Below are 23,882 nucleotides of genomic sequence, written 5' to 3' on the forward strand. Positions count from 1 at the left end.
AGCTAGGGCGATGAGCGACGAGGCCGAACCCGGCAGCGAGACGCGCGAACCTACGGAGCCGCACCCAGACGACGCGAAGACGCCGCCGAACTCCTCGCCGGACGAGTCTCACGCCGGCAACGACTCGGGAGCAGCGGGTTCGCCGGGCAGCCACTCGGCGGACGGGGACCAGCAGCGGCACCCTGGTCAGGGCGATCGTGCCGTGCTGGACGACCCGGGCTGGGCACAGCTTCAACAACCCCGGACCGAGGCAGCGCACAGCCCGCTCGGCGACCGCATCCCACCCTGGTTTCCCCGGGCGCTGATCTACACGGCGCTGACCGTCGCCGGCCTGGTGCTCTTGCGGGCCACGATCTACATGCTTCGCGACCTGTTGTTGATGCTGATGGTGGCGCTGTTCGTCAGCTTTGCCGTCGAGCCGGCTGTCAACTGGTTGGCCGACCGCGGCTGGCGCCGCGGCGCCGCCACCGGGTTGGTGTTCGTTGTCGTCGTCCTGGGCGGAGCGATGCTGACCTACGCCATGGTGGACCTGGTGATCAGCGAGGCGAGCCGCCTGGTGGACGACGCCCCCCGCTACGTGCAGGACGTCACGGACTGGGTGAACACCCGCTTCAACACCGAGGTCACCTCCGACGACCTGGTGAGACAAATCGAGACCTATCAGGGCGACCTGTCCAAGATGGCCACCAACGTCGGCGGCCGGGTGGTCACCCTGTCGGCGACGGCGGTCGGCGCGGTGTTCCGGCTGCTGACGATCGGGCTGTTCGCCTTCTACCTGACCGCCGACGGGCCCAAGTTCCGGAACACGATCTGCTCCCGCCTGCCACAGGATCACCAACGCATGGTGCTCGACCTGTGGGAGCTGGCGATCGCCAAGACCGGCGGCTACCTGTACAGCCGCCTGGTACTGGCGGCGTTGTCGACGGTCTTCAGCTGGATTGCGCTCGAGCTGCTCGGCGTGCCCTATGCGCTGGCGCTTGCGCTGTGGATGGGCATCCTGTCGCAGTTCGTGCCGGTGGTTGGCACCTACCTGGCCGGTGCACTCCCGGTGCTCATCGCCCTGGTGAACAACCCGATCGCTGCGCTGGGGTTGCTGATCTATTTCGCGGTGTACCAACAGATCGAGAACTACCTGTTTGCCCCCAGGGTGACCGCACGCACCATGGACATCCACCCGGCGGTGGCTTTCGGGTCGGTGATCGCCGGCGCCAGCCTGATCGGCCCGGTTGGAGCGCTGCTGGCGCTGCCCCTGGCTGCGATCATCCAAGCGTTCCTGTCGGCGTTCCTCCAGCGCCACGAGGTGGTGAGCTCAGGACTGACCGCCGTCGCGGTTCAACCGGCCGACGTCGTCGGCAAAAGCGGTCGGGGGGACGACGACGAGAAGCCGGTGGGCCCCAATACCGACCAACGGGCCCCGGAACGCGTGCGAGCCTCGCTCATTCGCTTGATCCCTCGAAAAGGCGAGCCACCTCATCGCCAACACTCACAACACCCTGACCCCGGTAGTGACGAGCGCGATCGCTGACCTCCTGCGGCTCGTACAGGTAGTTGGCCATGACGCCCAGCGACTGGCCGAGTCCCTGGGGGCTCCGGTTGGCCGCCCAGCACAGCCGCATCAGTCGGGCGCCGTTACCCAGATGAAAGTTGGAGACGGGGTCGGGTGAGCGTCCGGTGGCGCCGGTGTCGGTCAGGTACCGCGCGGCCAGGCCCAGCAGTGGGGAGGCCAGCTCGTCGGCTTCGTGGCTGACCAACCAGACCTCGTCGGTGAGCAGGCGCTGTACGTCGTCGACCGAGCGGTTCGTTCCCAGTGCGTCGCCGTCCGCAACCGTCTCGAGGACGTGAGCGGCCAGGGTTGGGATCGGCGACAGGGTGACGAAGGTGCTCAACGAGGGCTGCGACACACGCAGCTCGCGCACCGCCGCCTTGATCAGCTCGTTGCCCAGGCCCAGGGAGGACAGCCCCGTTTGTGACGCCGAAATGCTCCAGAACACGGCGGTATCGGCCTTTTCGAGCGGGACGCTGGGCGCAGCCGGGTCGGTGATCGGGTCGAGTGAGTCGGGGACGCCGAGGGTGAAGGCAACCCACACGAAGGCCAGCGGCTCGTCGTCCATGCCCGGGTGGAACAGCGCAAACGCCGCCCGGTCCTCGTCCAGGCGGTCGCGCAGCTGGTCGATCGAGTCGATCGGGTGGACCTTCTCCAGTACCGCCACCCGCTGCAACAGGCTGGCCGGCGTCTCCCAGTCCAAGCGCCGCATCTCGATCAACGAGGGCGTCATCAACACCCGCAGGCGAGCGAGCAGGCACGCCTCCAGGGCGGCCGCTGGCGGATCGGCCTCGGCGCCGGCCTCACCCGTGGCCAGCTCGAGGGCGGCGGCGCGCAGCTCGATAAGGAAGCGCACCCCTCCCGGCGCCGCGCACAGCTCGTCGAGGATTGGGTCGACCGGCATGCGCATCGCCCGCTGGGCGTCCCGCAGCAGATCGAGAAGGACCTGTTGGTCGGCGCTGGTTGGCGTCGAGCTGCCCAGCGCGGCCAGATCGGCTCGTTGGGCGGCGCCGGGAAGGGCCCGTTGGGCCAACGCCGTCAGCAGGTTGGGGCGGGCCGACGGCACGTCCTCGGCCCACATCGTGACCAGCTCGGCGGCGATCCGGCGACGTTCGGACAGCTCGGGCGCATCGGTCAGCCGGGCGAACACCCGGTGAAGCCGACCGAGATCCTTGGTGCTCAGCTCGTGGTGTTCGGCGGGGTTACGCGGGCTGCGATTCCACGCGCCGAGACGGTCGAGCACACCCTGCAGGCCCGAGCGGCCCCTCCGGTGACCCAGGTCCCGGTTGCTCGCCTCCCGGCTACTCATGCTCCCGACCGCTCATGTTTCCAATCGTTCATGGTGCAGTATCGGACTCGGGGGCCGGAGGCCGGTAGAAGACGGCGAGCAGGCTCACACCGCCGACGATGCCGAGGCCGGCCGACAGGGCCAGGCCGAGCCAGCCGCTGAGCGTGCCGTCGAAGCCGAACGTCCGGTCGAGGGAGAACCGTCCCGGGCCGATCATGGCCACGCCGACCGTGCCGGTGGCGAGCACCATGTTGTACTCCCAGCCGCCCTTGACGATGAAGAACTCCTCGCGGTGCACCGTCCAAGCGGCCACCAACATGATGCCGACACAGCCGGCCGACATCAGCGGCGTCAGCAGCCCGATCGCGAAGCCCAAACCCGCCCCGATCTCGGTGCTTGCGGCCAGCGGGGCCATCACCTTGCCCGGCTTCATCCCCATGCCGTCGAACCACCCGGCGGTACCGGGCATGCGCCCGCCGGTGAAGAATTTCTGCCAGCCGTGCATGGCCAAGGTGAGGCCGAAGACGACGCGCACGATGAGAAGTGCCGTGTCGACGGATGTGTAGTTGGGGGTCTGGGCGAGGATCTGGGCGAACACGAAGGGGCTCCGGGGGTTGTCGGGGGACCTGACAGGCGATCCTAGATTCCGAGGCCGAGACGGCCCCCTTCGTGCTCGGAACCGCCGTTCTCTACGCTGGGGGTTCGTCGGAGCCGAGGAGTGAACCATGGGAACAGCCGAACCGCCCAAGGATGGCCCGGCGACCGATGTCGAGCCGGAGCTCGACGAGTTGGCCGCAGCCTTCGAAGCGCCCGACGAGAGCGAATGGTTGGCCCTGGTCGACAAGACGCTGCGCGGCCGCCCGATCGACACGATCGTCACCACCCGGCGCGACGGGATCGAGGTGGGGCCGCTCTATCAGCGCCCCGTGGGGACGGTCGCCGACGCCGCCGGGTTTCCCGGCCAGGCGCCCTTCACCCGGGGCGTGGCCCCGGCCGGTCGAGCCCAGGGCACCTGGGACATCCGCTGCGTGATCGACGCGGCCGACCCGGGGACGGCGTCTGCCGACGCCCTCGGCGACCTGACCGGTGGGGCGTCCAGCCTGACCATCCGATTCGACCAGGCCGCCCGCCGCGGCCTCGCGCCTGGCGACGAGGCCTGGCAGGCCGCCGCCGGCGTGGACGGCCTGCTCGCCCTGGAGGTCGACGCCCTCGACGCTGCGCTCGAAGGAGTCGTCCTGGAGGCGGCTCCGGTGGCGCTCGACGCCGGCGCTTCCTTCGAGTGTGCCGCCGAGCTGTTGGTGGGGGTCTGGCAGCGGCGGGGCATCGACCCCTCAGAGGCGCTGGGCGCGTTTCGGGCCGACCCGATCGGCGCCCTGGCCGCCGCCGGCACCCTGCCCGGTGGGATCGACGAAGCGCTTGCTGCTGCGGGACGCCTGGCCGCCCGCACCCATGAGGCCTTTCCCGACGTCAGCGCCCTCGGTATCGACACCGGCACCTACGCCGAGGCCGGGGCCACGCCGACCCAACAGTTGGCGGCGATGCTGGCCACCGGCCGCCAGGTGCTCGATGCGGTGACCGACGGTGGGCTGAGCCTGGACCAGGCGTTGGCCCAGGTCACGATCACGGTCGCCCTCGACGCAGACATCTGGGGAGGCATCGCGCTGCTGCGCGCCGCCCGCCGGTGCTGGAGCCACCTCGCGCTGGCGGCCGGGGCCAGCGAAGCGGCCGCCGCCGCCTCGGTGCACGCACGGACCTCCTCGGCGATGCTCACCCGACGGGACCCATGGGTGAACCTGCTGCGCGGCACCGCCGCCACCGTGGCCGGCGCGCTCGGCGGCGCCGAATCGATCACGGTGGCGCCGTTTGACGCGTCGCTCGGCGGGCACAGCGACGGTTTCGCCCGCCGCATGGCCCGCAACACCCAGCTGCTCGCCCAGGAGGAATCCGGGCTGGGACGGGTCGTCGACGCCGCCGGGGGGTCGTGGTACGTCGAGTCGCTGACCGACTCGCTGTGCACTGCAGCCTGGGAAACGTTCCAACAGATCGAGGGACGTGGGGGCATGGTGGCGGCGCTCACCTCCGGGTGGTGGGGCGACGAGATCGCCCGTGAACGCACCGCAACGCTGGAGCAGGTGGCGACCCGGGCTCGGCCGATCACCGGCGTGTCGGAGTTCCCGCTGCTCGACGAGGAACCGGTGCACCGCCCCTCCCGCGACCTTGACGAGCTGCGCCGGGCGGCGCTCGCCGCCTGGCCCCACTCGGCCGACGGTGCAGCGCCGCTCACCCCGGCCACCGTGCTGCCCGCCCCGCTGACGCCGGTGCGCTGGGCCGAGGGCTGGGAGGCGCTGCGTCAGCGCAGCGACGACACGCTCGCCGCAACCGGCGCCCGCCCCCGGGTATTTCTGGCCAACCTCGGCCCGGCGGCGGTCCATACCGCCCGAGCCTCCTGGGCCCGCAACGCCTTCGAGGCGGGCGGTATCGAGGCGCTGGACAACGCCGGGTTCGACAGCCCCGAGGCGCTGGCGAGCGCGTTTGTCGACTGCGGCGCATCGCTGGCGATCGTCTGCTCCTCCGACGCCGTCTACGACGAGTGGGGCGAGGCGGCGGTGACCGCGCTCGACGCGGCCGGACCGGCGCGCCTCTACGTCGCCGGGCGCGCTCGTCCAGCGTTCGACGAGGTCGCCGGGTCGATCGCCGCCGACGCCGGCGTCGGGGTGAACCTGCTCGATCTGCTCGGCGATGCCCACGACGCCGCCCGTCACGTCTCGACCCCATGACCGGTGACGACCTGGCCGCCTGGACGCTGAGCTTGGCCTGGGCCGAGCATCAATGTTGTGTGTCGGTGGGCCGCTGGTCGGTCGCAGCCACGGTCGATGGGGTGACCGCAGCGCTCGGCCCGGTGAGCGCTCACCATGGCTGGCGCGCCGAGCAATGGCGCGAGTTGTGGCCCGCCCGGCGTGGAGGCCTCGACGGTGCTGCCGCCGATCCGCCACCCCCGGCCGGGGCCGACGACCCCTTGGGGGGGCTCATCGGCGAGGTGCTCGCCGCCGACCGCGCCTTGGGGCCGACCGACGGTGAGCGGTGGGATGAACCGACGTCAGTGGCCGCTTTGGGGGTCGCCGCACAAATGATATTGCCCAGGCTGATGGTGGGATATCGCACCCTGGTGCGGCTGGCCGACGGGCCGGCGGGCGTCGTCGTGCGGCGAAACGCCGAGCGTTCGCTGGGCGACGCCACCTCCGATTTCCTTGCGGTGAGTGGGAAGTTGGGTGCGCTCGGGTGCAGCCCGACCGCCACCGCCACGCTGTCGGCATGGGTCGAGCCGCAGTGAGCGCAGGCCGTTCGGAGCACGCTTGACGGCTCCCCGGGGTGGGATGCCCCTTGACGTCGAACGTATCCTGCACATTGCCCAGGCCGGAATGGCACACCCGACCGACCCATGCTCCCGCTTGGGCGCCCGACCCCAACCCCTGTCACGACCAGCAGCACCGCAATGTCGCGTCGTCCAGAGTGCGACCCAACGCGACCGCAGCGATGTTTTGGCCGAGGAGCCGGTTGGCCGTTCACCCGAACCCCGCACCAGCACTCAGCACTCACTCTCAGCACCGAAAGGAACCACGTGGCGAAAGATCGCGTAGAGCGCGACGAGGAGGACCTTGTCCGCCTCTACCTCACCGACATCGGCCAGTATCCGCTGCTCACCAAGGACGACGAGGTGCGCCTCGCCCAGGTGATCGAAAAGGGCGCCGACGCGCGCGGCCAACTGGACAACCCCGAGGTCACGTTGACTCCGGCCAAGAAGCGCGAGCTTCGGCGCGCCGCCCGCAAGGGTGACGCCGCCGAGCAGACCTTCGTGCAGTCGAACCTTCGTCTCGTCGTGTCGATCGCCAAGAAGTATCAGGCGTCCGGACTGCCGCTGCTCGACCTGATCCAGGAGGGCAACCTCGGCCTGATGCACGCCGTCGAGAAGTTCGACTGGCGCAAGGGCTTCAAGTTCTCCACCTATGCCACCTGGTGGATCCGCCAGGCGATCACGCGCGGCATCGCCAACACCGGCCGCACGATCCGTCTGCCGGTTCACGCGGGCGACACCCTGGCCCGGTTGCAGAAGGCCCGTGCCCGCCTCGAGCTGAAGCTGGGCCGTCCGGCCACCCTGCTCGAGTTGGCCGCCGAGGTTGAGATGCCCGAGGAGAAGGTGACCGAGGCGCTGCGCTTCGCCGCCGAGCCGCTGTCGCTGTCCGAGCCGCTTCGCGAGGACGGCGACGCCGAACTGGGCGACGTGGTCGAGGACCGCTCGGCCGAGTCCCCCTTCGAGGTGGCCGCCACAGCGCTGCTGCCCGAGGAGATCTCCCGGCTGCTGTCCCCGCTCGACCAGCGCGAGCGCGAGATCCTGAAGCTGCGCTTCGGCCTCGACCGGGGCGAGCCCCGCACCCTCGAGGAGGTAGGGGAGCACTTCAACCTCACACGGGAGCGCATTCGCCAGATCGAGGCCCGTGCGATGAGCAAGCTGCGCCATCCGTCCTCGGACACCGGTGCCCGCGACCTGCTGGCCGTCTAAGGTCCGACGACTCGGAGGCCGAGCGGCCTCCCGTCGCACAGCGCAGCGATCGCGCCGTTCGGTAATCACAGTCGTGGAGGTGTCCGGGTACCTGGTGGGCCCCCCCGCCTTCAAAGCGGGTGGGACGGGCGATCCCCGTCCGGCGGGTTCGATTCCCGTCCACCTCCGCCACACGCAATCGAATCGGGCCCGGCCAGATGGCCGGGTCCGATTCGCGTCTGCCCCCGGGTGAGCCGACCGGTGCGACCGGCCCGGGGAGGGCGGCCCAATGACACGGTCGTGTCGCATGGGGATGCTGAGAGGTGCTCGACCACCACCGGTCGAACGGTTCAGGAGTTGTCCCATGATCACCGTGTGGTCCCCCAAAGGGGGCCAGGGCCTCAGCGTGACAGTCGCCGCTCTGGCGCTGGCGCACCTCCGACATGACGGTGCCAGCGTGGCGATCGTCGACCTTGCCGGCGATCAGCCGGCGGTGCTCGGCGTCGAGGGTGTTGGCTCGGTTGGGGTGCTCGACTGGCTCGGGTCCCGGGCGTCCCCACAGGCGCTGGGAAGAACTGCGATCGAGGTCATCGATGGGTTGACGCTCATCCCCCGGGGCGGCGGGCCGCCGTCGGTTCGGCCTCGGCCGACCGATGCCCCCGAGGTGGCCCGCCCATCCCGGGTGGTCGAACTGTGGGGCGCGATCGACGGCTTGGCCGATCTGGTGCTCGTCGATGCGGGCGTCCCGGCGCCTGCCCCGGGCGCCCTCCGCCTCGCCTACGGGGCCGACCTCAGCCGCCAGGCCGTGCGAGCGGCTGCGACCAACATCGTCGTCGTGCGGGCCTGCTACCTGGCGTTGCGCCGCTTCGGTCGGCTCGACCTGGCCGCCGACGCGATCGTGTTTCTGCGTGAGCCTCGGCGGGCGCTGGTGGCGGCCGACCTGGAGACGACCGTCGGCGCGCCGGTGGTGGGTACCGTTGAGATCGACCCGGCGGTCGCCCGGGCGACCGATTCCGGATTGTTGACCTCGCGACTGCCTCGGCGCCTGGAGCGCCAGCTTGTCGACGTTGTGCCCACCGCCCGCCGGGCCGGCTCGGTGTTCGGGGGTGTGACATGACCGGCGATGCCGATGTCCTGCGGAACCGGGCCCGCCTGGGCGCGGCGGCGGTGTCGCCGCCGCTGATCGCCCGGGTGCGTGAGCTGCTCGAAGCCAGCCGACCCGACGGGGACTGGACGCTCGACGAGGTCAAAGCGGTGCTTCATCGCGCCGACCCGCTGATCGACGAGGCTGAGAGCGCCGAGCTGCTCAGCGGCGTTCACGCCGAGCTGGTCGGACTTGGGGCGGTTGCCGCTCTGCTCGCGACGCCCGGCGTGACCGACGTGTTGGTCAACGGCCCCGGGCCGGTGTGGATCGAACGCGCCGGTGCCCTCGAGCGCACCTCGGTCGTCCTCGATGCGGGCGATGTCGCCCGGCTGGTCGAGCGCACGCTCGGACCGCTCGGTCGGCGCGTCGACCCCGCGCTGCCCATCGCCGATGCTGCGATGGCCGACGGCACGCGTGTGGCGGTGGTTGTTCCGCCGGTGGCCCTCGGCGGCCCCGTGCTCGCCTACCGTCGCTTCGAGGTTCGGGCGGTGCCGCTCGACCGGTTCGCGTCGCCCCGGGTGGAGGCTGCGCTCGAAGCGGTGATCGCTCGCCGGTACAACACGGTTGTGTTCGGTGGAACCGGGGCGGGCAAGACCACCCTCCTCGACGCCCTGTGCGCCCGCTTGCCTCCGGAGGAGCGGCTGGTCGTCGTCGAGGACACCGCCGAACTGGCTCCGCCCGGCCGCCACCTGGTGCGTCTGGAGGCCCGCCGGGCAAACGCCGAGGGGTCGGGTTCGGTCGAGCTGGGCGACCTGGTGCGCACCGCACTGAGGCTGCGCCCCGACCGACTGATCGTCGGCGAGGTGCGGGGCGGGGAGGCGGCCGACCTGGTCACCGCCCTGTCGACCGGGCACGACGGCGGCCTGTCCACCGTGCACGCCGGCTCGCCGGCCGAGGCACTCGACCGGCTCGAATCGATGACGCTGCTCGGGGCACCCGGCCTCGGCGTCGCCGGCATCCGTCGCCGCCTGCATGCGGCCATCGACGTCCTCGTCGGCGTGGCCCGGCGGGGCGACGGCGCCCGATCGGTCACCGGCGTGTGGCGCGTGGCCGGGTCGGCCGAATCCCCCGAGTTCGAGGAACTCACCCCCGGGGTCGAGATCGAGGCGGTCGGCCGATGAGCGGCGGTCTGGGACCGTGGGCGATGGCGGTGCTGGTGGCGGGGGCAGCGGTGACGGCCGTGGTCCTGGCCACCGGTCACCCGAGCCGTCGAGCACGCACGCGCCCTGGCGAGACCGATCGAGCGGGTGGTGGCCAGCGCCGAGGCCGCTGGCGCACAGACGCGGGGGCCGGGGCCCGCCGGGTGGATGACGAGCAGGGGGCGGTGGGCGAGCTGGCCGAACGGTTGGCCGCCCAGCTGCGATCGGGGGCGTCGCTGCCCGAGTCGCTTGTCGGCGCCACGACCACGGCCGAGCCGCTGGGCGCCGACCTGGCCGCCATGGGCACGTTGCTTCGTCGGGGCGAACCAGTCGACGACGCCCTGAGGGCATTTGGGGTCGGCGGGTCGGCCGAACGAGCGCTGCTGGTGGCAGCGCTGCGCATGGCCGCCCGCCACGGGGGTCGAACCGCCGATGCGCTCGACGGTGTCGCCGGCACCGTACGCGACCGCACGGCGGTCAGCGCCGAACTCGCTGCCCAAACGTCCCAGGCCCGCTACTCCGCCTGGGTGCTCGCCGCCCTCCCGCCGCTGTTTCTGGCGCTCGGCTCGATGGTCGACCCTCGGCTGCTTGGCGCGTTGGCCTCGCCGGGCGGCGTCATGGCACTGTTGGGTGCGCTCGCCTTCGAACTGGCGGGGGCCGCCTGGGGCAGGGGCCTCCCGTCCCCCGGGGCCCGCCCGCTCCGGCCCCGCCGAGCCCCCCCGCAGCGCCGGCGGCCCTGTTGGGGGGGGGGGGCCTGTGGGCCCGGGGCGCCGGGCGCGCCCCCGACCACCGACGCAGCCCGGCATTGATCGCACGCCAACGGTCGCTTCGGCGCTGGGTAATCGCTGCCGTCGTCGCTCTGGCGGTGCACCCGATGCTGGCGATCGGTGTCGGGGTCTGGTGGACCCGGCGCCACCTGGCCGAGCGGCGTCGGCGCGCCAACGAGCAGGCCGCCCGGTTCGCCGACGTGCCCGAGGTGGCCGACCTGTTCGTCGTCGCACTGTCCGCCGGGTTGACCGTGCGCAGCGCCCTGCTCGGCGTGGCCGATGTCGCACCCGGAGCGCTCGCCTCCGACCTGCGCAGCGCCCGTCGAAGCCTGGGGCGCGGTGAGTCGGTGTCGGGGGTCCTCGGCGCCTGGCGCAGCTCCGACCATCCGTTGGCACCACTCGGGGCGGCGCTCGGCGCGGCCGAACGGACCGGATCCTCGTCGTTGCCCGTGCTGGCCCGGTGCGCCGATCAGCAGCGCGAGCTGGCCCGTCGACGATCCGAGGAGCAGATCAGGCGGTTGCCGGTGCGACTGCTGGGGCCGCTGGTGTTGTGCATCCTCCCGGCACTGATGATCGCCACGTTTGGGCCGCTGGCCCTGGTGTCGCTCCGCCAGCTGAGCACCACCGTCCCCTGAACCCCCCAACTACCCCTCGGCCAACCGGCCGGGACCAACCACAAGGAGTATTCCCATGTCAGCGATGAAGCAACCGATCTCGCCGCATTCGGCCACGCCGGCCTCGACCTACCGGGGTGCAACCCCGGCCCGGGACGCGGGCGCAGGTCCACACCGCCGACCAACCCGGTGGGTTCAGCCACAGATCCTGTTTGCCCGCCGCCACCTGGCCAGGGGCCAGAGCACGGTCGAGTATGCGCTGTTGGTGGTGGGCATCGCCACCTTGGCGTTGCTGGTGCTGGCCTGGGCCAGCTCGACGGACGTGGTCGGTGCGCTGTTCGACCGGGTGTTCCGGTGGGTCACCGGCCGGGTCGGGTGAGGCCCCGAGGTGCCGCGGTGGGCCACCCGGTGGCGGCCAGTTCCACCAGCCCGCCACCGGCTGGTCGGCCGCATTGGCGGAGTGGTCCACATCGACGGTCCTGCGGCGGTCAATCGACTGTCGAGCTGGCGGCGTTGTTGCCGGTGCTGGTGATCGTGACGTTGCTCGTCATCCAAGCGGCGCTGCTGGCACGCGACCGCATTGCGCTCACCCACCGCTGCGGGGTTGCGGCCCGCCACGCGATGGTGCGACCCGACGCTGCGGCGGTCACGGCCGCCGGTGCGTCGGCAGCCGAGGGCGGGTCCGGGTTTTCTGCCGAGCTCAGCGGGTCCCGCTCGGTGGGCTCGCTGGTCACGGTCACCTGCCATCAACGGCTGGTCACCGGGTTGCCGCTGGTGGGCCCCATGCTCGGCGACCCCGAGGTCGCCGAGCGCTTGGTGATCCGCGTCGAGTCGTTGGGCGGCTGACCGGCTGCGTGACGGAGCCGAGCGCTGGTCGGGCGGTCGTCGTAGCCCGAAGCCCTCAGACGAAGTTGGGCAGGTCGACGCCGATCTCCTCCGGCTCGACCTGGGGCTCGTAGCGCTTCAGCGGGGTGCCGTCACGGTCGACGAGGAACTTGGTGAAGTTCCACGTGAGGTCGCCGACGCCGTCCTCCCTGGGCAGCGCGTTGCGCAGGAGTTGATATAGCGGGGCGGCGTTGTCGCCGTTGACGTCCACCTTGGACAGCAGCTGGAAGGGCTCGCCGTAGTTTTCGGTGACGAAGGCCAGGATCTCCTGGTCGGTCCCGGGCTCCTGGGCACCGAACTGGTTACAGGGCACGCCCAACACCACCAGGTCGTCATTGTTGGAATCGAGGGTACGCAGACCTGCGTACTGGCCGGTGAGGCCTCAATAGCTGGCGACGTTGACAACGAGCACCAGCTTGTCGGCAAAGCTCGAAAACGAGATCTGTTCGCCGGTGATCGACGTCATCTCCAGGTCGTGAAACGCGCTCATCGGGAGCCCTTCGGTCGGTTGCTCGGTCGTGGGAGGCCGGCGATGGCCGGCGATGGCCGGCGATGGCCCTGACCAACCCTACAGCGGGGTCGATCGCCCCGGTCTCGACGCCGCTGTCAGCGGCCGAGCAGGGCGTCGATGGCGATGAGTGCTCCTGCCTTGTCGAGCGGTTCGTTCAGGTTGCCGCACTTGGGTGACTGCACGCACGAGGGGCAGCCGGCCTCGCAGGTGCACTCGGCGATCGCCGTGCGGGTGGCGGCCAGGTGCTCCTCGGCGACGCGTTCGGCCAACTCGGCGATGCCGGCACCGCCGGGATAGCCGTCGTGGATCAGCACGGTGGGCCCACCGGTGTCGGGGTGGTCGGCGGTCGACAGCCCGCCGACGTCCCAGCGATCGCAGAGCCCGAACAGGCCCAACATGCCGATCGCGCCATGCTCGGCAGCGTGCAGCGCCCCCGGCAGCGTGGCGGCGTCACAGCCCGCGTCGAGTGCGGCCCTCGATCGGCGATCGTCGTCGTCCCAGGTGAAGACGACCGCCCGGGTCTCGAGCTCCTGGGGCGGCAGCTCAAGGCGTGTGGTGCCCAGGTTGTCGTGGCTGCCCACCGCCCGTCGCTGATAGCCCGTCACCCGGCTGGTCACCAGCACCGGGGCCACCCGCACCCGCCCGGTGCCGGCATCGGGTGTCCCTGTTTCGGCCAGGAGTGGCCGCCCCTCCGGAACCTCGAGAAGCCGCACGTCGGAGGTGGTTCGGGCCAGCGTGTAGGTGTCGCCGGGGTCCTCGATCACGGTGGCCAACCGGGCGTCGAGGTCGAGCTCGATCACCCGCCAGGCCCGGCCGCGATGCAGGTAGATGGCGCCCTCGTGAACGGTCTCGGGCGCCCGACCGGCGCCGACCGTGCCGATCAGGTCGGGCCCGCAGCGAATCTCCACCTCGGCGAGATCGCTGGACCGCAGGCCGACCAGCGAAAACGGCCAGCGGGTGCCCGCCCAGGTGGCCACCACCTCGCGGCCGGCGCCTCGACCCCGCCGGCGCACGGTGAGTGCCCCGTTGCGGGCGAGGGTGGTGACCGCCTCGTCCAGCTCGCCGACCCAAAATCGGTCGTCGGCGGGTCGCAGCGGGTACTCGTGGGCGGCGCACAGCAGGTGCGGGTGCAACACGTACGGGTTGGCCGGGTTGACGACCGCCGGTTCGGGCACCCGCTCGAGCAGGTCACGGGGGTGCCGGGCCATCCACTGGTCGAGCTGGTCCTCGCCGCACACCAACACCGCCACCGACGCACCGGCGCCCCGCCCGGCCCGACCGATCTGTTGCGCGAAGGAGGCCACCGTGCCGGGAAACCCGCCGCACACGACGGCGTCGAGGGACCCGACATCGATGCCCAGCTCGAGTGCTGAGGTGGCCACGACGCCCCGCAGGCGCCCAGCGAACAGCTCGGCCTCGATCTCGCGCCGCTCCTCCCTCAGGTACCCGGCCCGGTAGGGGTGAACCAGGGCGGCCGTCTCGGGGTCGAGCAGCTGGCGCATCCGGGACCAGGCGAGCTCGACACCCTTCCGCGACCGGGTGAAGGCCAACGTGCGGTGCCCGCCGGCGACCAGCGCCGCTGCGATGGCGGCGGTGGCTTCGGTGAGCGACTGGGTTGGGGCGCCGCCGCCGGAGCGCTCGGCGTGCGGGTTCCAGACGACCAGGGTGCGGGTTCCGGTCGGGGAGGCGTCGTCATCGATCACGTCGACCTCTTCGCCGATCAGCGCCCCCGCCAGCTCGCCGGGCCGGCCGATCGTCGCCGAGGTGAACACGAACGTCGGGTCGGCGCCGTAGAGCGCTGCCACCCGTCGCAAGCGTCGAAGCACGTTGGCGCTGTGGCCCCCGAACATGCCCCGCAGCAGATGGAGCTCGTCGACGACGACGTAGGCCAGGTTGCGAAACAACCGGGCCCAGCGCCGATGGTGGGCCAGCAACCCGTGATGGAGCATCTCCGGGTTGGTCAACACGACCCGGGCCGAGCTCCTGGCCCAGGAGCGCTCCTCGGGGCCGGCATCGCCGTCGACGGCGGCCGCCAACAGCTCCCCGACGCCAAAGTCGCCGAGGGCCCTGAGCTGGTCCTGGGCGAGCGCCTTGGTGGGATAGATCAACAGGGCGGTGGCCCCGACGCCGGGCTCGGTGACCGCCTCGGCGATCGGCACCTGGTAGCACCGGGACTTGCCCGACGCGGTGCCGGTGGCGATCACGGTGTGGCGGCCCGCCCGGAGCAGGTCGATCGCCGCCGCCTGGTGGGCCCAAAACGGCGGCTCGGCCAGTGCGGACAGGCGATCGGGAAGCGGGGTGGCGAGCCCCGCCGTGTACCCCGGGCGGCCGGGGACCGACAACACCCCTGCCATCCGGGGGTCGCCCTCCAGGTGGGCCAACGCCGGCGGGAGGGCGACGCTGGTGGCAACGACATCGCCGGAGAGGCGGTCGGCGGTGGCGCTGTGGGGGCCGAGAGCGAGCATGGGTCCCCCAGGCTACGGATCGACTCCGACAGTCACGCCCCACCGCTTTCTGAGAATAATGGCGGAGTGGCCGCAACAGGGGGGTCGTGGGCCTAGATTGGGGGCGCAGAAAGGGGTCGTGTGCAGTCCCGCAACCGAGCGCATCAGTCCTCACCGGACGAGGCCAACGGCTCGGCGCGCCCCGGAGCTGATCGCAGCGTGGTCGACGACAGCGTGGTCGACGACAAGGTGCTGACCGTTCCGCCCGCCAAACCGGTGGAGATCGAGTTCTACTTCCCGGCTGATCTGGCCAGCCTGGCGATGGTGCGGCGCCGGGTGGAACAGGTGGCCCGGCTGACCGCCACGATGGGGGCCGAGGACCTGGACAAGCTGCGCCTGGTGCTGACCGAAGTGGTCGCCAACGCGGTGACCGCCCACGCCGAGCAGAGCACCCCCGAGGCCTTGCGGCTGCGGTGCTGTCTCAGCCCCGATCGCGTCGAGGTATCGGTCCTCGACCAGGGCGGCGGATTCCTGGCCACGACCGGTTCCCATCCGGTGATCGACACCTCGCTTCCCGACGTGTCGGCACCCGAGGTGCAAAAGCGCGAGGGCGGGTTCGGCCTCGGCATCATCGACGCGTTCGCCGACGAGGCCGAGTTCAGCCCGGTCGATGGCGGAACCTCGGTGCGATTCGTCATCTACCCGAGCGGCGACAGCGAACCCGAGACGCCGTAGTCGACCCGACCGGCGGCATTGGCCCCGGTTCGGTCCGACGCGTCGGGGTGCCGGTTTTCCGCCCTGTCGGCTAGGATTTCCCACTTGGCCAGCACCGACTCGACCGCCCCAGCGGCCCCCTCATCAGGTGCGCGGCGGGCATCTCTGGTTGGAGGCCCCCGCTGACCGTATTGCTGTTGGTCCACCTGTGCTTCGGCGCGGCGCTGCTGGGCCTGGGACGCTCCGACGATCGTCGGGTGTTCTGGGTGGCCGCCATCCCGCCAGCGGCCGTGCTGGTCTGGGTACTGGCGCGCGCCGGAGGAATTCTCGACGGCACCGCGGTGAGCGAGACGATCAACTGGGTGAGCGGGCTCGACCTGGCGGTCAGCTTGCGCGTGGACGCGTTCTCCCTGGTGATGGTGTTACTCGTCGCCGGCATCGGGGTGCTCATCCAGGTCTACGCCAGCCGCTATTTCAACCCCGATACGCCGGGCCTGGGCCGCCTGGCGGGTCTGCTCACCCTGTTCGCCGGGGCGATGTTGGGCCTGGTGACCGCCGATAATCTGCTGTGGCTCTACGTGTGCTGGGAGTTGACCTCGATCACCAGCTACCTGTTGATCGGCTGGTCCGACCGGGACCCCGAGGCCCGCTCGTCGGCGCTACAGGCGTTGCTGATGACCGCGGCCGGCGGACTGGTGATGCTGGTCGGGCTGATCCTGGTCGGCCAGGCGGCCGGCACCTACGAGCTGTCGGCCATCGTTGCGTCGCCACCTTCGGGCACCACGGTCAGCGTTGGCCTGGTCTGCATCCTGATCGGTGCCTTCACCAAGTCGGCGCAGTTCCCGTTCTCGTCGTGGCTGCCGGGAGCGATGGTCGCGCCGACGCCGATCTCGGCCTACCTGCACTCGGCGACGATGGTGAAGGCGGGCGTGTACCTGGTCGCCCGGTTTGCGCCGCCCTTCGCCGACGTGGGGTTCTGGCGTCCGGTCGTGTTGAGCGTGGCGCTGATCACGATGATCACCGGCGGGGCCCGGGCGCTGCGCCAGACCGACCTCAAGCGACTGCTGGCGTTTGGGACGGTCAGCCAGCTCGGATTTTTGATGGTGATGTTCGGGGCCGGACGCCCAGAGGCCACGCTCGCCGGCGTCGTGTTGATCATCGCCCACGCTTTGTTCAAGGCGCCGCTGTTCATGGTGGTTGGGGTGATCGACCACCAGGCCCACTCCCGCGACATCCGGGCGCTGGGCGCCTGGGGGCCGGGCTGGGGTGGTCCCCGTTGGGTGGCGATCGTCTCGGGCCTGTCGATGGCCGGCATCCCGCTTCTGTTCGGTTTCATCGCCAAGGAGGCCGCCTACGAAGCGTTCTCCCATCACGCCGGAACCGGCGAGTGGGTCGTGCTCGCCGGCATCGTCGCCGGCTCGGTGCTCACCTTCGCCTACACGGGCCGATTTCTCCTCGGGGCGTTCACCACCAGGGACGTGCCCGGCGCGCCGCCGCTGCCGGCGGCCGAACATGACCACACCTCCGGTGGCCAGCCGGCAGGGGCCCCATCGACGGCGTTCTGGGTACCGGCGGCGATCCTGGCAACGCTCACCATCGTGCTCGGCGTCGTTCCCAACCTGGCCTCCCGCCTGGTGTACGCCGCGGCATCCTCCCTCGACGGCGCGGCCCCTGAGGGTCACCTGGCGTTGTGGCATGGCCTGAGCACCCCGCTGGCGCTGAGCGCGCTGACGATCGCTCTCGGTGCGGCGATGGTGGCCGGGGGGCGCCAGGTTGCGGCGGTCCAGGGTGTGCTGCCATCGCTCACCTGGGGCGACCGTGGGTATTTGGGCGTGCTGCGGCTGCTCAACCGGGTGGCCGACCGGGTGACCGGCATCGTCCAGTCCGGGTCGTTGCCCACCTATGTCGGCGTCGTGCTCGTCACCGTGGTGACCGTGCCGGGCTTTGCGCTGATCGGGGCGATGCAGGGCCAGGCGCTGCCCCGCTTTGCCGACAGCCCGGGCGAGGTGGCCCTCACCGCGCTGATCGTGGTGGCGGCCGCAGCAGCCGCCACCATCCAACGTCGCCTGTCGGCGGTGCTGTGCTTGGGCGCGGTCGGCTACGGCATGGCGCTGCTGTACGTGCTGCGGGGCGCGCCGGACCTGGCGCTCACCCAGCTCGGCATCGAAACCCTCGGCGCCGTGTTGTTCGTGTTGGTGCTGCGGGTGCTCCCCAACGAGTTTCGTCAGCGGCCCACCGGGTTGGGTCGCGCCGTCCGCCTGGTGATCTCCGCGTCGGTCGGCGTGTTCGTGTTCGTCTTTGCCCTGGTGGCATCTGGTTCTCGAACCGCACGCCCGGTGTCCGATGAGTTCTTGGCCCGTGCGGTGTCCGAGGGCGGCGGCTCCAACGTCGTCAACGTGATCCTCGTCGACTTTCGCGGGTTCGACACCCTGGGCGAGATCACAGTGCTCACCGTGGCCGCTCTCGGCCTGGTTGCGCTGGCGCGCGCCGGTGCCCGCGGCCTGACGATTCACAAGCCCGACGACGATGCGTTGGTCATGCCCAGCCTGCGCTCCTACATCGAGCCGCGCAAAGCGGACCACGGGGCGCTCGCCGACATCCGCCGTCGCCTGGATCCCAACGACGGTCCGCATGGGGCCGCCGCCCCTCCCGAGGAGCCCGACCGGCCGCCGGAGCGACCGTCGTGAGGCGCTCGATGGTGCTCGAATCGGTGGTGCGGGTCGTCTTCCCCTCGGCGATGGTGCTGGCGCTGTACCTGCTCTTCGCCGGGCACAACCAGCCGGGGGGCGGCTTCGTCGGGGGCCTGGTGGCGGGTGCCGCCTTCGCACTGCGCTACGCGACCGGCGGGTTGGACGAGGTCCGCCGGGCCGGCCGGGTCCCCGGGGGGGTCTTCTTTGGCCCCCGGCCGTTTCCCGGTTGCCGCCCGGCCAACCCCCCGCCGGGTTTTCCTGGGGCGCCGCCCGGTCGACCCCCCCGCTGCTGTGCGGCGGGGGGCGGCGCGAGAGCGGCAAGAGCAAACTGCACCCGCCATTGCTGGGCGAGATCAAGCTCAGCTCGGTGCTCGCCTTCGATGTCGGCGTCTTCCTGGTCGTGGTCGGCCTGGTGTTGATGATGTTCGGGGCGTTCGGCGAGCCGGCGGTGCCCGAGGACGGCCCGGACCCGGCCCCGGGCGCGGCGACGAGCCGGAGCGAAAAGCGATGAGCCTCACCTTGGCCGCCGGGGCGGCCCTGCTCTTTGGCATCGGCACGTGGCTGTTGCTGCAACGCCGGCTGAGCCGCATCATCATCGGCCTGGGCCTGATCAGCCACGGGGCCAACCTGTTGTTGGTCACCTCCGGTCGGGGCGGGCTGCCCGCCTTTCTCAGCGGGACGCCGAACGATCCCGACCGGTACGTCGACCCGCTGCCCCAGGCGATGCTGCTCACGGCGATCGTGATCAGCTTCGGGGTCACAGCGTTTCTGCTGGCGATGGCCTGGCGCAGCTTCGTGCTGACCGGGGATGACCTGGTCGAGGATGACCGCGAGGACCGACGCGTCGCACGCGAGCGTGATGCAGCCCTGGACGAGGAGGTGGCCGACACCGAGTTGACCGGGGAGCGCCTGGCCTCGGCCAAGGCAGGGAAGAACCCCGATGGCCTCACCGACGCCGCCCTGGCTCGTCACGATGAGGACCCCGGCCCGGACCGTGACATCAAGCCCGACTCGGACAGCCCGGGCGCCGGCCGGCGGGATGGTCCGAGGTGAACGCGCTCCTCCCCATGCCCATCGTGTTGCCGCTGCTCGGGGCGGCGCTGTCGATCATGGCCTTTCGGCACCGCAGCGTCCAGCGCATGATCAGCTTGGCGGTGCTGTCATCCACTGCGACGATCAGCTGCATTCTGCTGATCCAGGCGGATACCTCCGGGCCGGTCGTCGCGCAGATGAGCGGCTGGCCGGCGCCCTTCGGCATCACCCTGATCGCCGACCGCCTCGCCGGCATCATGTTGGCCGTCGCTGCGGTGATGTTGATCTCGGTGCTGGTTTACGCGATCGGCCAGCCGGGCGCCGAACGCAACCACGGTGCGTTTCACCCGGTGTATCTGGTGTTGTCGGCGGGCGTCGCCGCAGCGTTCCTCACCGGTGACCTGTTCAACCTGTTTGTCGCCTTCGAGATGATGCTCACCGCCAGCTACGTGTTGTTGACGCTCGGTGGCGGCAGGGAACAGATCCGCTCCGGCATGACCTATGTCGTGATCAGCCTGGTGGCCTCGGCGCTGTTTCTGACGTCGCTGGCGCTGATCTACTCGGCGACCGGCACGGTCAACATGGCCCAGCTTGCCGAGCGCTTCGGCGACCTGCCCAACGGGGTGCGCCTGGCGTTCGGGCTGCTGTTGTTCGTCGTGTTCGGCATCAAAGCGGCGCTGTTTCCGCTGTTTTCCTGGCTTCCCGACAGCTACCCGACCGCCCCCTCGCCGATCACGGCGGTGTTCGCCGGCCTGCTCACCAAGGTGGGTGTGTATGCGATTATCCGCACCCAGACGCTGTTCCTCGACCCGGGCACCCGGCCGGGCACCCTCATCCTCGTCGTCGCCTCGATCACGATGCTGGTCGGGGTGCTCGGGGCGATCGCCCAGGACGACATCCCCCGCATCCTCAGCTTCCACATCGTGTCCCAGATCGGCTACATGATCATGGGGCTGGGCCTGTTCACCGTCGCCGGCCTGGCCGGTGCGCTGCTGTACGTGATCCACCACATCATCGTGAAGACCACCCTGTTCCTGACCGCCGGCCTGGTCGAGGTGCGCGCCGGGTCGGGCCGGCTGGCGGCGATCGGGGGCGTGTCGCGGGCCTTCCCGGTATTGGGGTTGTTGTTCCTGCTGCCGGCGCTCAGCCTGGCCGGGATACCGCCGTTCTCGGGCTTTGTCGCCAAGTTTGCGCTCGTCGAGGCCGGGCTGAGCTCGGCGCAGTACGCCGTGGTGGCCGTGTCGATCCTCGTGTCCCTGCTCACGCTGTTCTCGATGACCAAGATCTGGGGTGGGGCGTTCTGGGGCGAGGTGCAGCTCACCGACGAGGCGTCCGACCCGGACGATCCGCCCAAGGGCATGGGTGTCATGTACCTGTCGGTCGGGTTCCTGGTCGTGCTGTCGCTGGTGGTGGCCGTTGCCGCCGGTCCGCTGTACAACCTCAGCACCCGTGCGGCCGACGAGTTGCTGACCCCAGGGCAGTACGTGTCGGAGGTGTTGGGCTGATGAGCGAGTCATCCGATCCGACTCCAACGGGAGACGCACGGTCGAGTCGGGAGGTGTCCGGGAGTGACACCTCCACGGTCCGGCGTTCGCAGCGCTGGGGTCCGACGCTGCTCGCCGGCTGGCTGGTGGTGATGTGGACCGCTTTGTGGGGCGCGCCGACCGTGGCCAACCTGCTCGGTGGCGTCGTGGTGGCCGCTGGAGTGCTGTGGGTGTTTCCCGGGGAACGTGGAGTGGACTCCCGGGTCGCCCTGCGCCCGCTGCACGCAACCGTCTTTGCGGTGTGGTTTCTCGGCCAGCTGGTCGCCTCCAGCCTGCGGGTGGCCTGGCTGATCGTGAAGCCGTCCGGACCCGCCGAGATGGAGCCGGGAATCGTGGCCACACCGATCCGTGGCCTGTCCGACCAGCTGACCACGATGGTGGCCAACTCGATCACCCTCACCCCTGGCACGCTGACCGTCGAGGTGTCGCGGGAGCCCTCGGTCATCTACGTCCACGCCATCGAGGCCCAGTCTCCCGACGAGATCCGTGCCCAGGTGCTCGATTTGGAGCGCCGCCTGGTGGTGGCGTTCGGTTCCCGTGACGCCCGCGAAGCGCTCGACGAAGCGACGATCCCGGCGATCGGAGAGGTGCGACGATGATCTACGCCGCGGCGCTGGCCGTTCTCGCCCTGGCCGGAGCCGCGTTTGTCGCGCGGCTCGTGTACGGGCCCCGGCTGGCCGACCGGGTGGTGGCGCTCGATGGCGTGCTCACCACGGTGGCGCTGGCGATCATCGCGAACAGTGCCCGCACCGATTCGACCCAGTACGTGGTGGTCGCGGTCGTCGTCGGGCTGGTCGCTTTCGTCGGCACCGTGATCTACGCCCGCTTCATTGAAACCACCAGCGGCGGAGGTGCCCCCAAATGATCGGTTTCGTGTTGGTTTGCTCGTTCCCGCGGCGCCTTGGCGGGAGTGTGGACAGATGATCGTGTTGGTTTGCTCGTTCCTGTGGCGCCTTGGCGGGAGTGTGGACAGATGATCGAGGTCATCGCCGCCCTCTCGATCCTCGCCGGGGCGGTGCTCACGCTGATCGCCGGGGTGGGACAGCTGCGTTCCAACGACCTGTTCGTGCGTATGCACGCGGCCACCAAGCCGTCCACCCTGGGCTGGTTGCTGGTCGTCGTTGGAGCAGTGATGGCCATTCCGAGCTGGTCGGTGGTCACCAAGCTGATCCTGGCGTTGGCGCTGCAGTTCCTCACCGCGCCGGTGGGTGCACACCTGGTCGGGCGGGCCGCCTACCGGGTCAGGGCCGAGCGTCCGGGTCGCACCCGCAGCGAGCGGCTGGTGATCGACGAACTGGGTGAGCGGCTGCCCCCCGACGAGATCGCCTGACCCGGCCCTTCCACCTCGGTCCGCTCCCGAGCGGGCACAGGTCCGGCTCGGGTGCGGGTCGAGCCTGGGTCGCAGATCGGTAGTCGGGAGCCGAGAGCGCGGTCTGGCGGTCGTGTGGGCTCCCGAGTTCCGAGTCCCCTCGAACCGGGGAGTGCAAAGCGCGGTCTGGCGGTCGTGTGGGCTCCCGAGTTGCGGACGGGGCATGCGGCGCGGTCGACGTTCGAGGTCGGCCGACGCAGGCGTCGCCTAGGTTCGGGCGTCACGGCTTGTCGATCGTGTTGTCGAAAGGACCCGCCATGCCCGCACCAGGAATGCACTCAGGTGATGCGACCGACGAGGCGCTCAACCTGGCGATGTCGGCCGCAGCGCTGCCGCTGTACGAAGCGGTCATCGAGTTCATCGCCAACGAGATCGACCCGATCACCGAGGAGTTCTTTGCGCTCGGCGATGGGCGCAGCGACCGCTGGCAGTTCGCCGACGGTCAGCTGGAGCTGCTCGATGGCGCCAAGGCCAAGGCTCGCGACGCGGGACTGTGGAACTTCTTCCTGCCCGACGCCGAGACCGGCGAGGGCCTGTCCAACCTGGACTACGCCTACATTGCCGCCGAGCTGGGCAAGAACCCGTTGGCTGCGGAGTGCCTCAACTGCTCGGCGCCGGACACCGGCAACATGGAGGTGCTTGAGCGGGTGGGTACGCTCGAGCAGAAGGAGCGTTGGCTCCAGCCCCTCCTCAACGGAGAGATCCGCTCGGCGTTCGCAATGACCGAGCCCGACGTCGCCTCCTCCGACGCCAAAAATGTGGCGACCGTAGCCGAGCTCGATGGTGACGAGTGGCTGATCAACGGGGAGAAGTTCTACATCTCCGGCGCCGGCGACCCCCGCTGCAAGATCATGATCGTCATGGTGCGCACCAGCCCCGACGCCCCGCCGCACCGTCAGCAATCCCAGATCCTCGTGCCGATGGACACCCCCGGGGTGGAGATCGTCGGCCCGATGCACGTGTTCGGCCAGGACGACGCCCCGCACGGGCACATGCACCTGCGCTTCACCGATGTGCGGGTGCCCGCCTCCAACATGCTGCTCGGCGAGGGACGCGGCTTTGAGATCAGCCAGTTGCGGCTTGGTCCCGGCCGCATCCACCACTGCATGCGCTCGATCGGCGCGGCCGAGAAGGCGCTGGAGCTGATGGTGCGGCGCGGGCTCAACCGCGAGGCGTTCGGCAAGCCGCTGGCCCGCCTGGGCAAGAACACCGAGGTGATCGCCAAGGCCCGCATCGAGATCGAAGCGATGCGGCTGATGGTGCTGCGTGCGGCCCGGGCGATGGACCTGACCGGCAACGCCGAGGCTCGCATCTGGGTGAGCGCGGTGAAGGCGATGGTGCCGGTGCGGGTGTGCGAGATCATCGACGAGGCCATCCAGATCCACGGTGCCGCCGGTATCTCCCAGTGGACCCCGCTGGCGAGCATGTACGCCGCCCAGCGCACGCTGCGCTTGGCGGACGGACCTGACGAGGTGCACTGGCATGTGGTGGGTCGCGCCGAGCTGACCCGTTACGAGGACGACCGGGCGCCCTCGGTCGGCCCGGCCACCGACCGGTCCGGGGTCTTTTCCGGGCCCTGATCGGCCTCATACCGGCCCGGGATCGGACCCATCCAACCACCGGTCCACCGGTGTTCGACGGCCCCCGGAGCGATCGGTCCG

The 23,882-nt window shown here is 70.6% G+C and carries 22 protein-coding genes, 1 tRNA gene and 2 pseudogenes; 21 read left to right on the plus strand and 4 right to left on the minus strand.

Annotated features, from left to right (window positions below; translation table 11 throughout):
- The first annotated feature begins 10 nt into the window (after window positions 1-10).
- Window positions 11-1,525 carry an AI-2E family transporter gene (locus PKD89_RS15050; RefSeq protein WP_289011848.1) on the plus strand — a complete coding sequence of 505 codons (1,515 nt, stop codon included), beginning with the start codon at window positions 11-13 and terminating at the stop codon, window positions 1,523-1,525.
- Here the strand turns inward: PKD89_RS15050 and PKD89_RS15055 are convergent.
- Together PKD89_RS15055 and PKD89_RS15060 are read right to left on the minus strand one after the other, a co-directional pair.
- On the minus strand, window positions 1,437-2,852 hold the full coding sequence (locus tag PKD89_RS15055) for a malonyl-CoA decarboxylase domain-containing protein (RefSeq protein WP_289011849.1): 1,416 nt from the start codon (window positions 2,850-2,852) through the stop codon (window positions 1,437-1,439). The genes PKD89_RS15050 and PKD89_RS15055 overlap by 89 nt on opposite strands.
- 28 nt (window positions 2,853-2,880) lie before the next feature.
- On the minus strand, window positions 2,881-3,429 hold the full coding sequence (locus tag PKD89_RS15060) for a DoxX family protein (RefSeq protein ID WP_287376512.1): 549 nt from the start codon (window positions 3,427-3,429) through the stop codon (window positions 2,881-2,883).
- A gap of 127 nt (window positions 3,430-3,556) precedes the next feature.
- On the opposite strand from PKD89_RS15060, the gene PKD89_RS15065 reads away from it, so the two are divergent.
- The 10 genes from PKD89_RS15065 to PKD89_RS15110 all read left to right on the plus strand — a co-directional run bounded on the left by PKD89_RS15065 (window position 3,557) and on the right by PKD89_RS15110 (window position 11,878).
- A complete protein-coding gene (locus PKD89_RS15065) occupies window positions 3,557-5,608 on the plus strand; it encodes a methylmalonyl-CoA mutase family protein (RefSeq protein WP_289011850.1) in 2,052 nt (683 codons plus the stop codon).
- Entirely contained in the window at window positions 5,605-6,162 is a 558-nt protein-coding gene (locus PKD89_RS15070) for a hypothetical protein (protein WP_289011851.1), read from the plus strand. Before PKD89_RS15065 ends, PKD89_RS15070 begins: the two co-directional genes overlap by 4 nt.
- Window positions 6,163-6,450: 288 nt before the next feature.
- Complete coding sequence (locus PKD89_RS15075) at window positions 6,451-7,389, plus strand: sigma-70 family RNA polymerase sigma factor (RefSeq protein ID WP_287376517.1); 939 nt, start codon at window positions 6,451-6,453, stop codon at window positions 7,387-7,389.
- Between the two features lie 75 nt (window positions 7,390-7,464).
- Window positions 7,465-7,560, plus strand: a tRNA-Sec gene (locus tag PKD89_RS15080).
- Between the two features lie 172 nt (window positions 7,561-7,732).
- Window positions 7,733-8,485, plus strand: coding sequence for a hypothetical protein (locus PKD89_RS15085; RefSeq protein ID WP_289011852.1), 753 nt, complete (start codon window positions 7,733-7,735; stop codon window positions 8,483-8,485).
- Window positions 8,482-9,633 carry a CpaF family protein gene (locus tag PKD89_RS15090; protein WP_287376523.1) on the plus strand — a complete coding sequence of 384 codons (1,152 nt, stop codon included), beginning with the start codon at window positions 8,482-8,484 and terminating at the stop codon, window positions 9,631-9,633. Before PKD89_RS15085 ends, PKD89_RS15090 begins: the two co-directional genes overlap by 4 nt.
- Window positions 9,630-10,460: a type II secretion system F family protein gene (locus tag PKD89_RS15095; protein WP_324332517.1), complete on the plus strand. Its 831-nt coding sequence runs from the start codon at window positions 9,630-9,632 to the stop codon at window positions 10,458-10,460. Before PKD89_RS15090 ends, PKD89_RS15095 begins: the two co-directional genes overlap by 4 nt.
- On the plus strand, window positions 10,457-11,053 hold the full coding sequence (locus tag PKD89_RS15100; protein WP_324332518.1) for a type II secretion system F family protein: 597 nt from the start codon (window positions 10,457-10,459) through the stop codon (window positions 11,051-11,053). The genes PKD89_RS15095 and PKD89_RS15100 overlap by 4 nt, the downstream gene beginning before the upstream one ends.
- Before the next feature lie 64 nt (window positions 11,054-11,117).
- Complete coding sequence (locus tag PKD89_RS15105) at window positions 11,118-11,411, plus strand: hypothetical protein (protein WP_287376532.1); 294 nt, start codon at window positions 11,118-11,120, stop codon at window positions 11,409-11,411.
- A gap of 29 nt (window positions 11,412-11,440) precedes the next feature.
- Window positions 11,441-11,878 carry a TadE family protein gene (locus tag PKD89_RS15110; protein WP_289010183.1) on the plus strand — a complete coding sequence of 146 codons (438 nt, stop codon included), beginning with the start codon at window positions 11,441-11,443 and terminating at the stop codon, window positions 11,876-11,878.
- A gap of 55 nt (window positions 11,879-11,933) precedes the next feature.
- On the opposite strand, the pseudogene PKD89_RS15115 reads toward PKD89_RS15110, so the two are convergent.
- Window positions 11,934-12,287: pseudogene (locus tag PKD89_RS15115) on the minus strand (glutathione peroxidase); the annotation flags it as partial.
- Between the two features lie 236 nt (window positions 12,288-12,523).
- Window positions 12,524-14,893: a DEAD/DEAH box helicase gene (locus PKD89_RS15120; RefSeq protein WP_289010179.1), complete on the minus strand. Its 2,370-nt coding sequence runs from the start codon at window positions 14,891-14,893 to the stop codon at window positions 12,524-12,526.
- A gap of 120 nt (window positions 14,894-15,013) precedes the next feature.
- Between PKD89_RS15120 and PKD89_RS15125 the strand changes: the two genes are divergently transcribed.
- The 10 genes and pseudogenes from PKD89_RS15125 (at window position 15,014) to PKD89_RS15165 (ending at window position 23,801) form a co-directional block, all read left to right on the plus strand.
- Window positions 15,014-15,607: an ATP-binding protein gene (locus tag PKD89_RS15125; protein ID WP_289010180.1), complete on the plus strand. Its 594-nt coding sequence runs from the start codon at window positions 15,014-15,016 to the stop codon at window positions 15,605-15,607.
- 176 nt (window positions 15,608-15,783) lie between these two features.
- The gene (gene mbhE, locus PKD89_RS15130; RefSeq protein WP_289010181.1) at window positions 15,784-18,273 is read left to right on the plus strand and encodes a hydrogen gas-evolving membrane-bound hydrogenase subunit E; all 2,490 of its coding nucleotides are present in this window, start codon (window positions 15,784-15,786) and stop codon (window positions 18,271-18,273) included.
- Between the two features lie 8 nt (window positions 18,274-18,281).
- Window positions 18,282-18,449: pseudogene (locus tag PKD89_RS19840) on the plus strand (MnhB domain-containing protein); the annotation flags it as partial.
- Window positions 18,450-18,502: 53 nt separating this feature from the next.
- Entirely contained in the window at window positions 18,503-18,787 is a 285-nt protein-coding gene (locus PKD89_RS15135; RefSeq protein ID WP_324332519.1) for a hypothetical protein, read from the plus strand.
- Window positions 18,784-19,329, plus strand: coding sequence for a sodium:proton antiporter (locus tag PKD89_RS15140; protein ID WP_289011878.1), 546 nt, complete (start codon window positions 18,784-18,786; stop codon window positions 19,327-19,329). The genes PKD89_RS15135 and PKD89_RS15140 overlap by 4 nt, the downstream gene beginning before the upstream one ends.
- Entirely contained in the window at window positions 19,326-20,813 is a 1,488-nt protein-coding gene (locus PKD89_RS15145) for a Na+/H+ antiporter subunit D (RefSeq protein ID WP_289011879.1), read from the plus strand. Before PKD89_RS15140 ends, PKD89_RS15145 begins: the two co-directional genes overlap by 4 nt.
- On the plus strand, window positions 20,813-21,451 hold the full coding sequence (locus tag PKD89_RS15150; protein WP_289011880.1) for a Na+/H+ antiporter subunit E: 639 nt from the start codon (window positions 20,813-20,815) through the stop codon (window positions 21,449-21,451). The genes PKD89_RS15145 and PKD89_RS15150 overlap by 1 nt, the downstream gene beginning before the upstream one ends.
- Complete coding sequence (locus PKD89_RS15155; protein ID WP_287376550.1) at window positions 21,448-21,717, plus strand: monovalent cation/H+ antiporter complex subunit F; 270 nt, start codon at window positions 21,448-21,450, stop codon at window positions 21,715-21,717. The genes PKD89_RS15150 and PKD89_RS15155 overlap by 4 nt, the downstream gene beginning before the upstream one ends.
- Window positions 21,718-21,825: 108 nt before the next feature.
- On the plus strand, window positions 21,826-22,182 hold the full coding sequence (gene mnhG, locus PKD89_RS15160; protein WP_289011881.1) for a monovalent cation/H(+) antiporter subunit G: 357 nt from the start codon (window positions 21,826-21,828) through the stop codon (window positions 22,180-22,182).
- Between the two features lie 296 nt (window positions 22,183-22,478).
- Window positions 22,479-23,801, plus strand: coding sequence for an acyl-CoA dehydrogenase family protein (locus PKD89_RS15165; protein WP_289011883.1), 1,323 nt, complete (start codon window positions 22,479-22,481; stop codon window positions 23,799-23,801).
- The last annotated feature ends 81 nt before the right edge of the window (window positions 23,802-23,882 follow it).

The organism is Candidatus Neomicrothrix sp. (genome assembly GCF_035329545.1).
Lineage (GTDB): Bacteria > Actinomycetota > Acidimicrobiia > Acidimicrobiales > Microtrichaceae > Microthrix > Microthrix subdominans.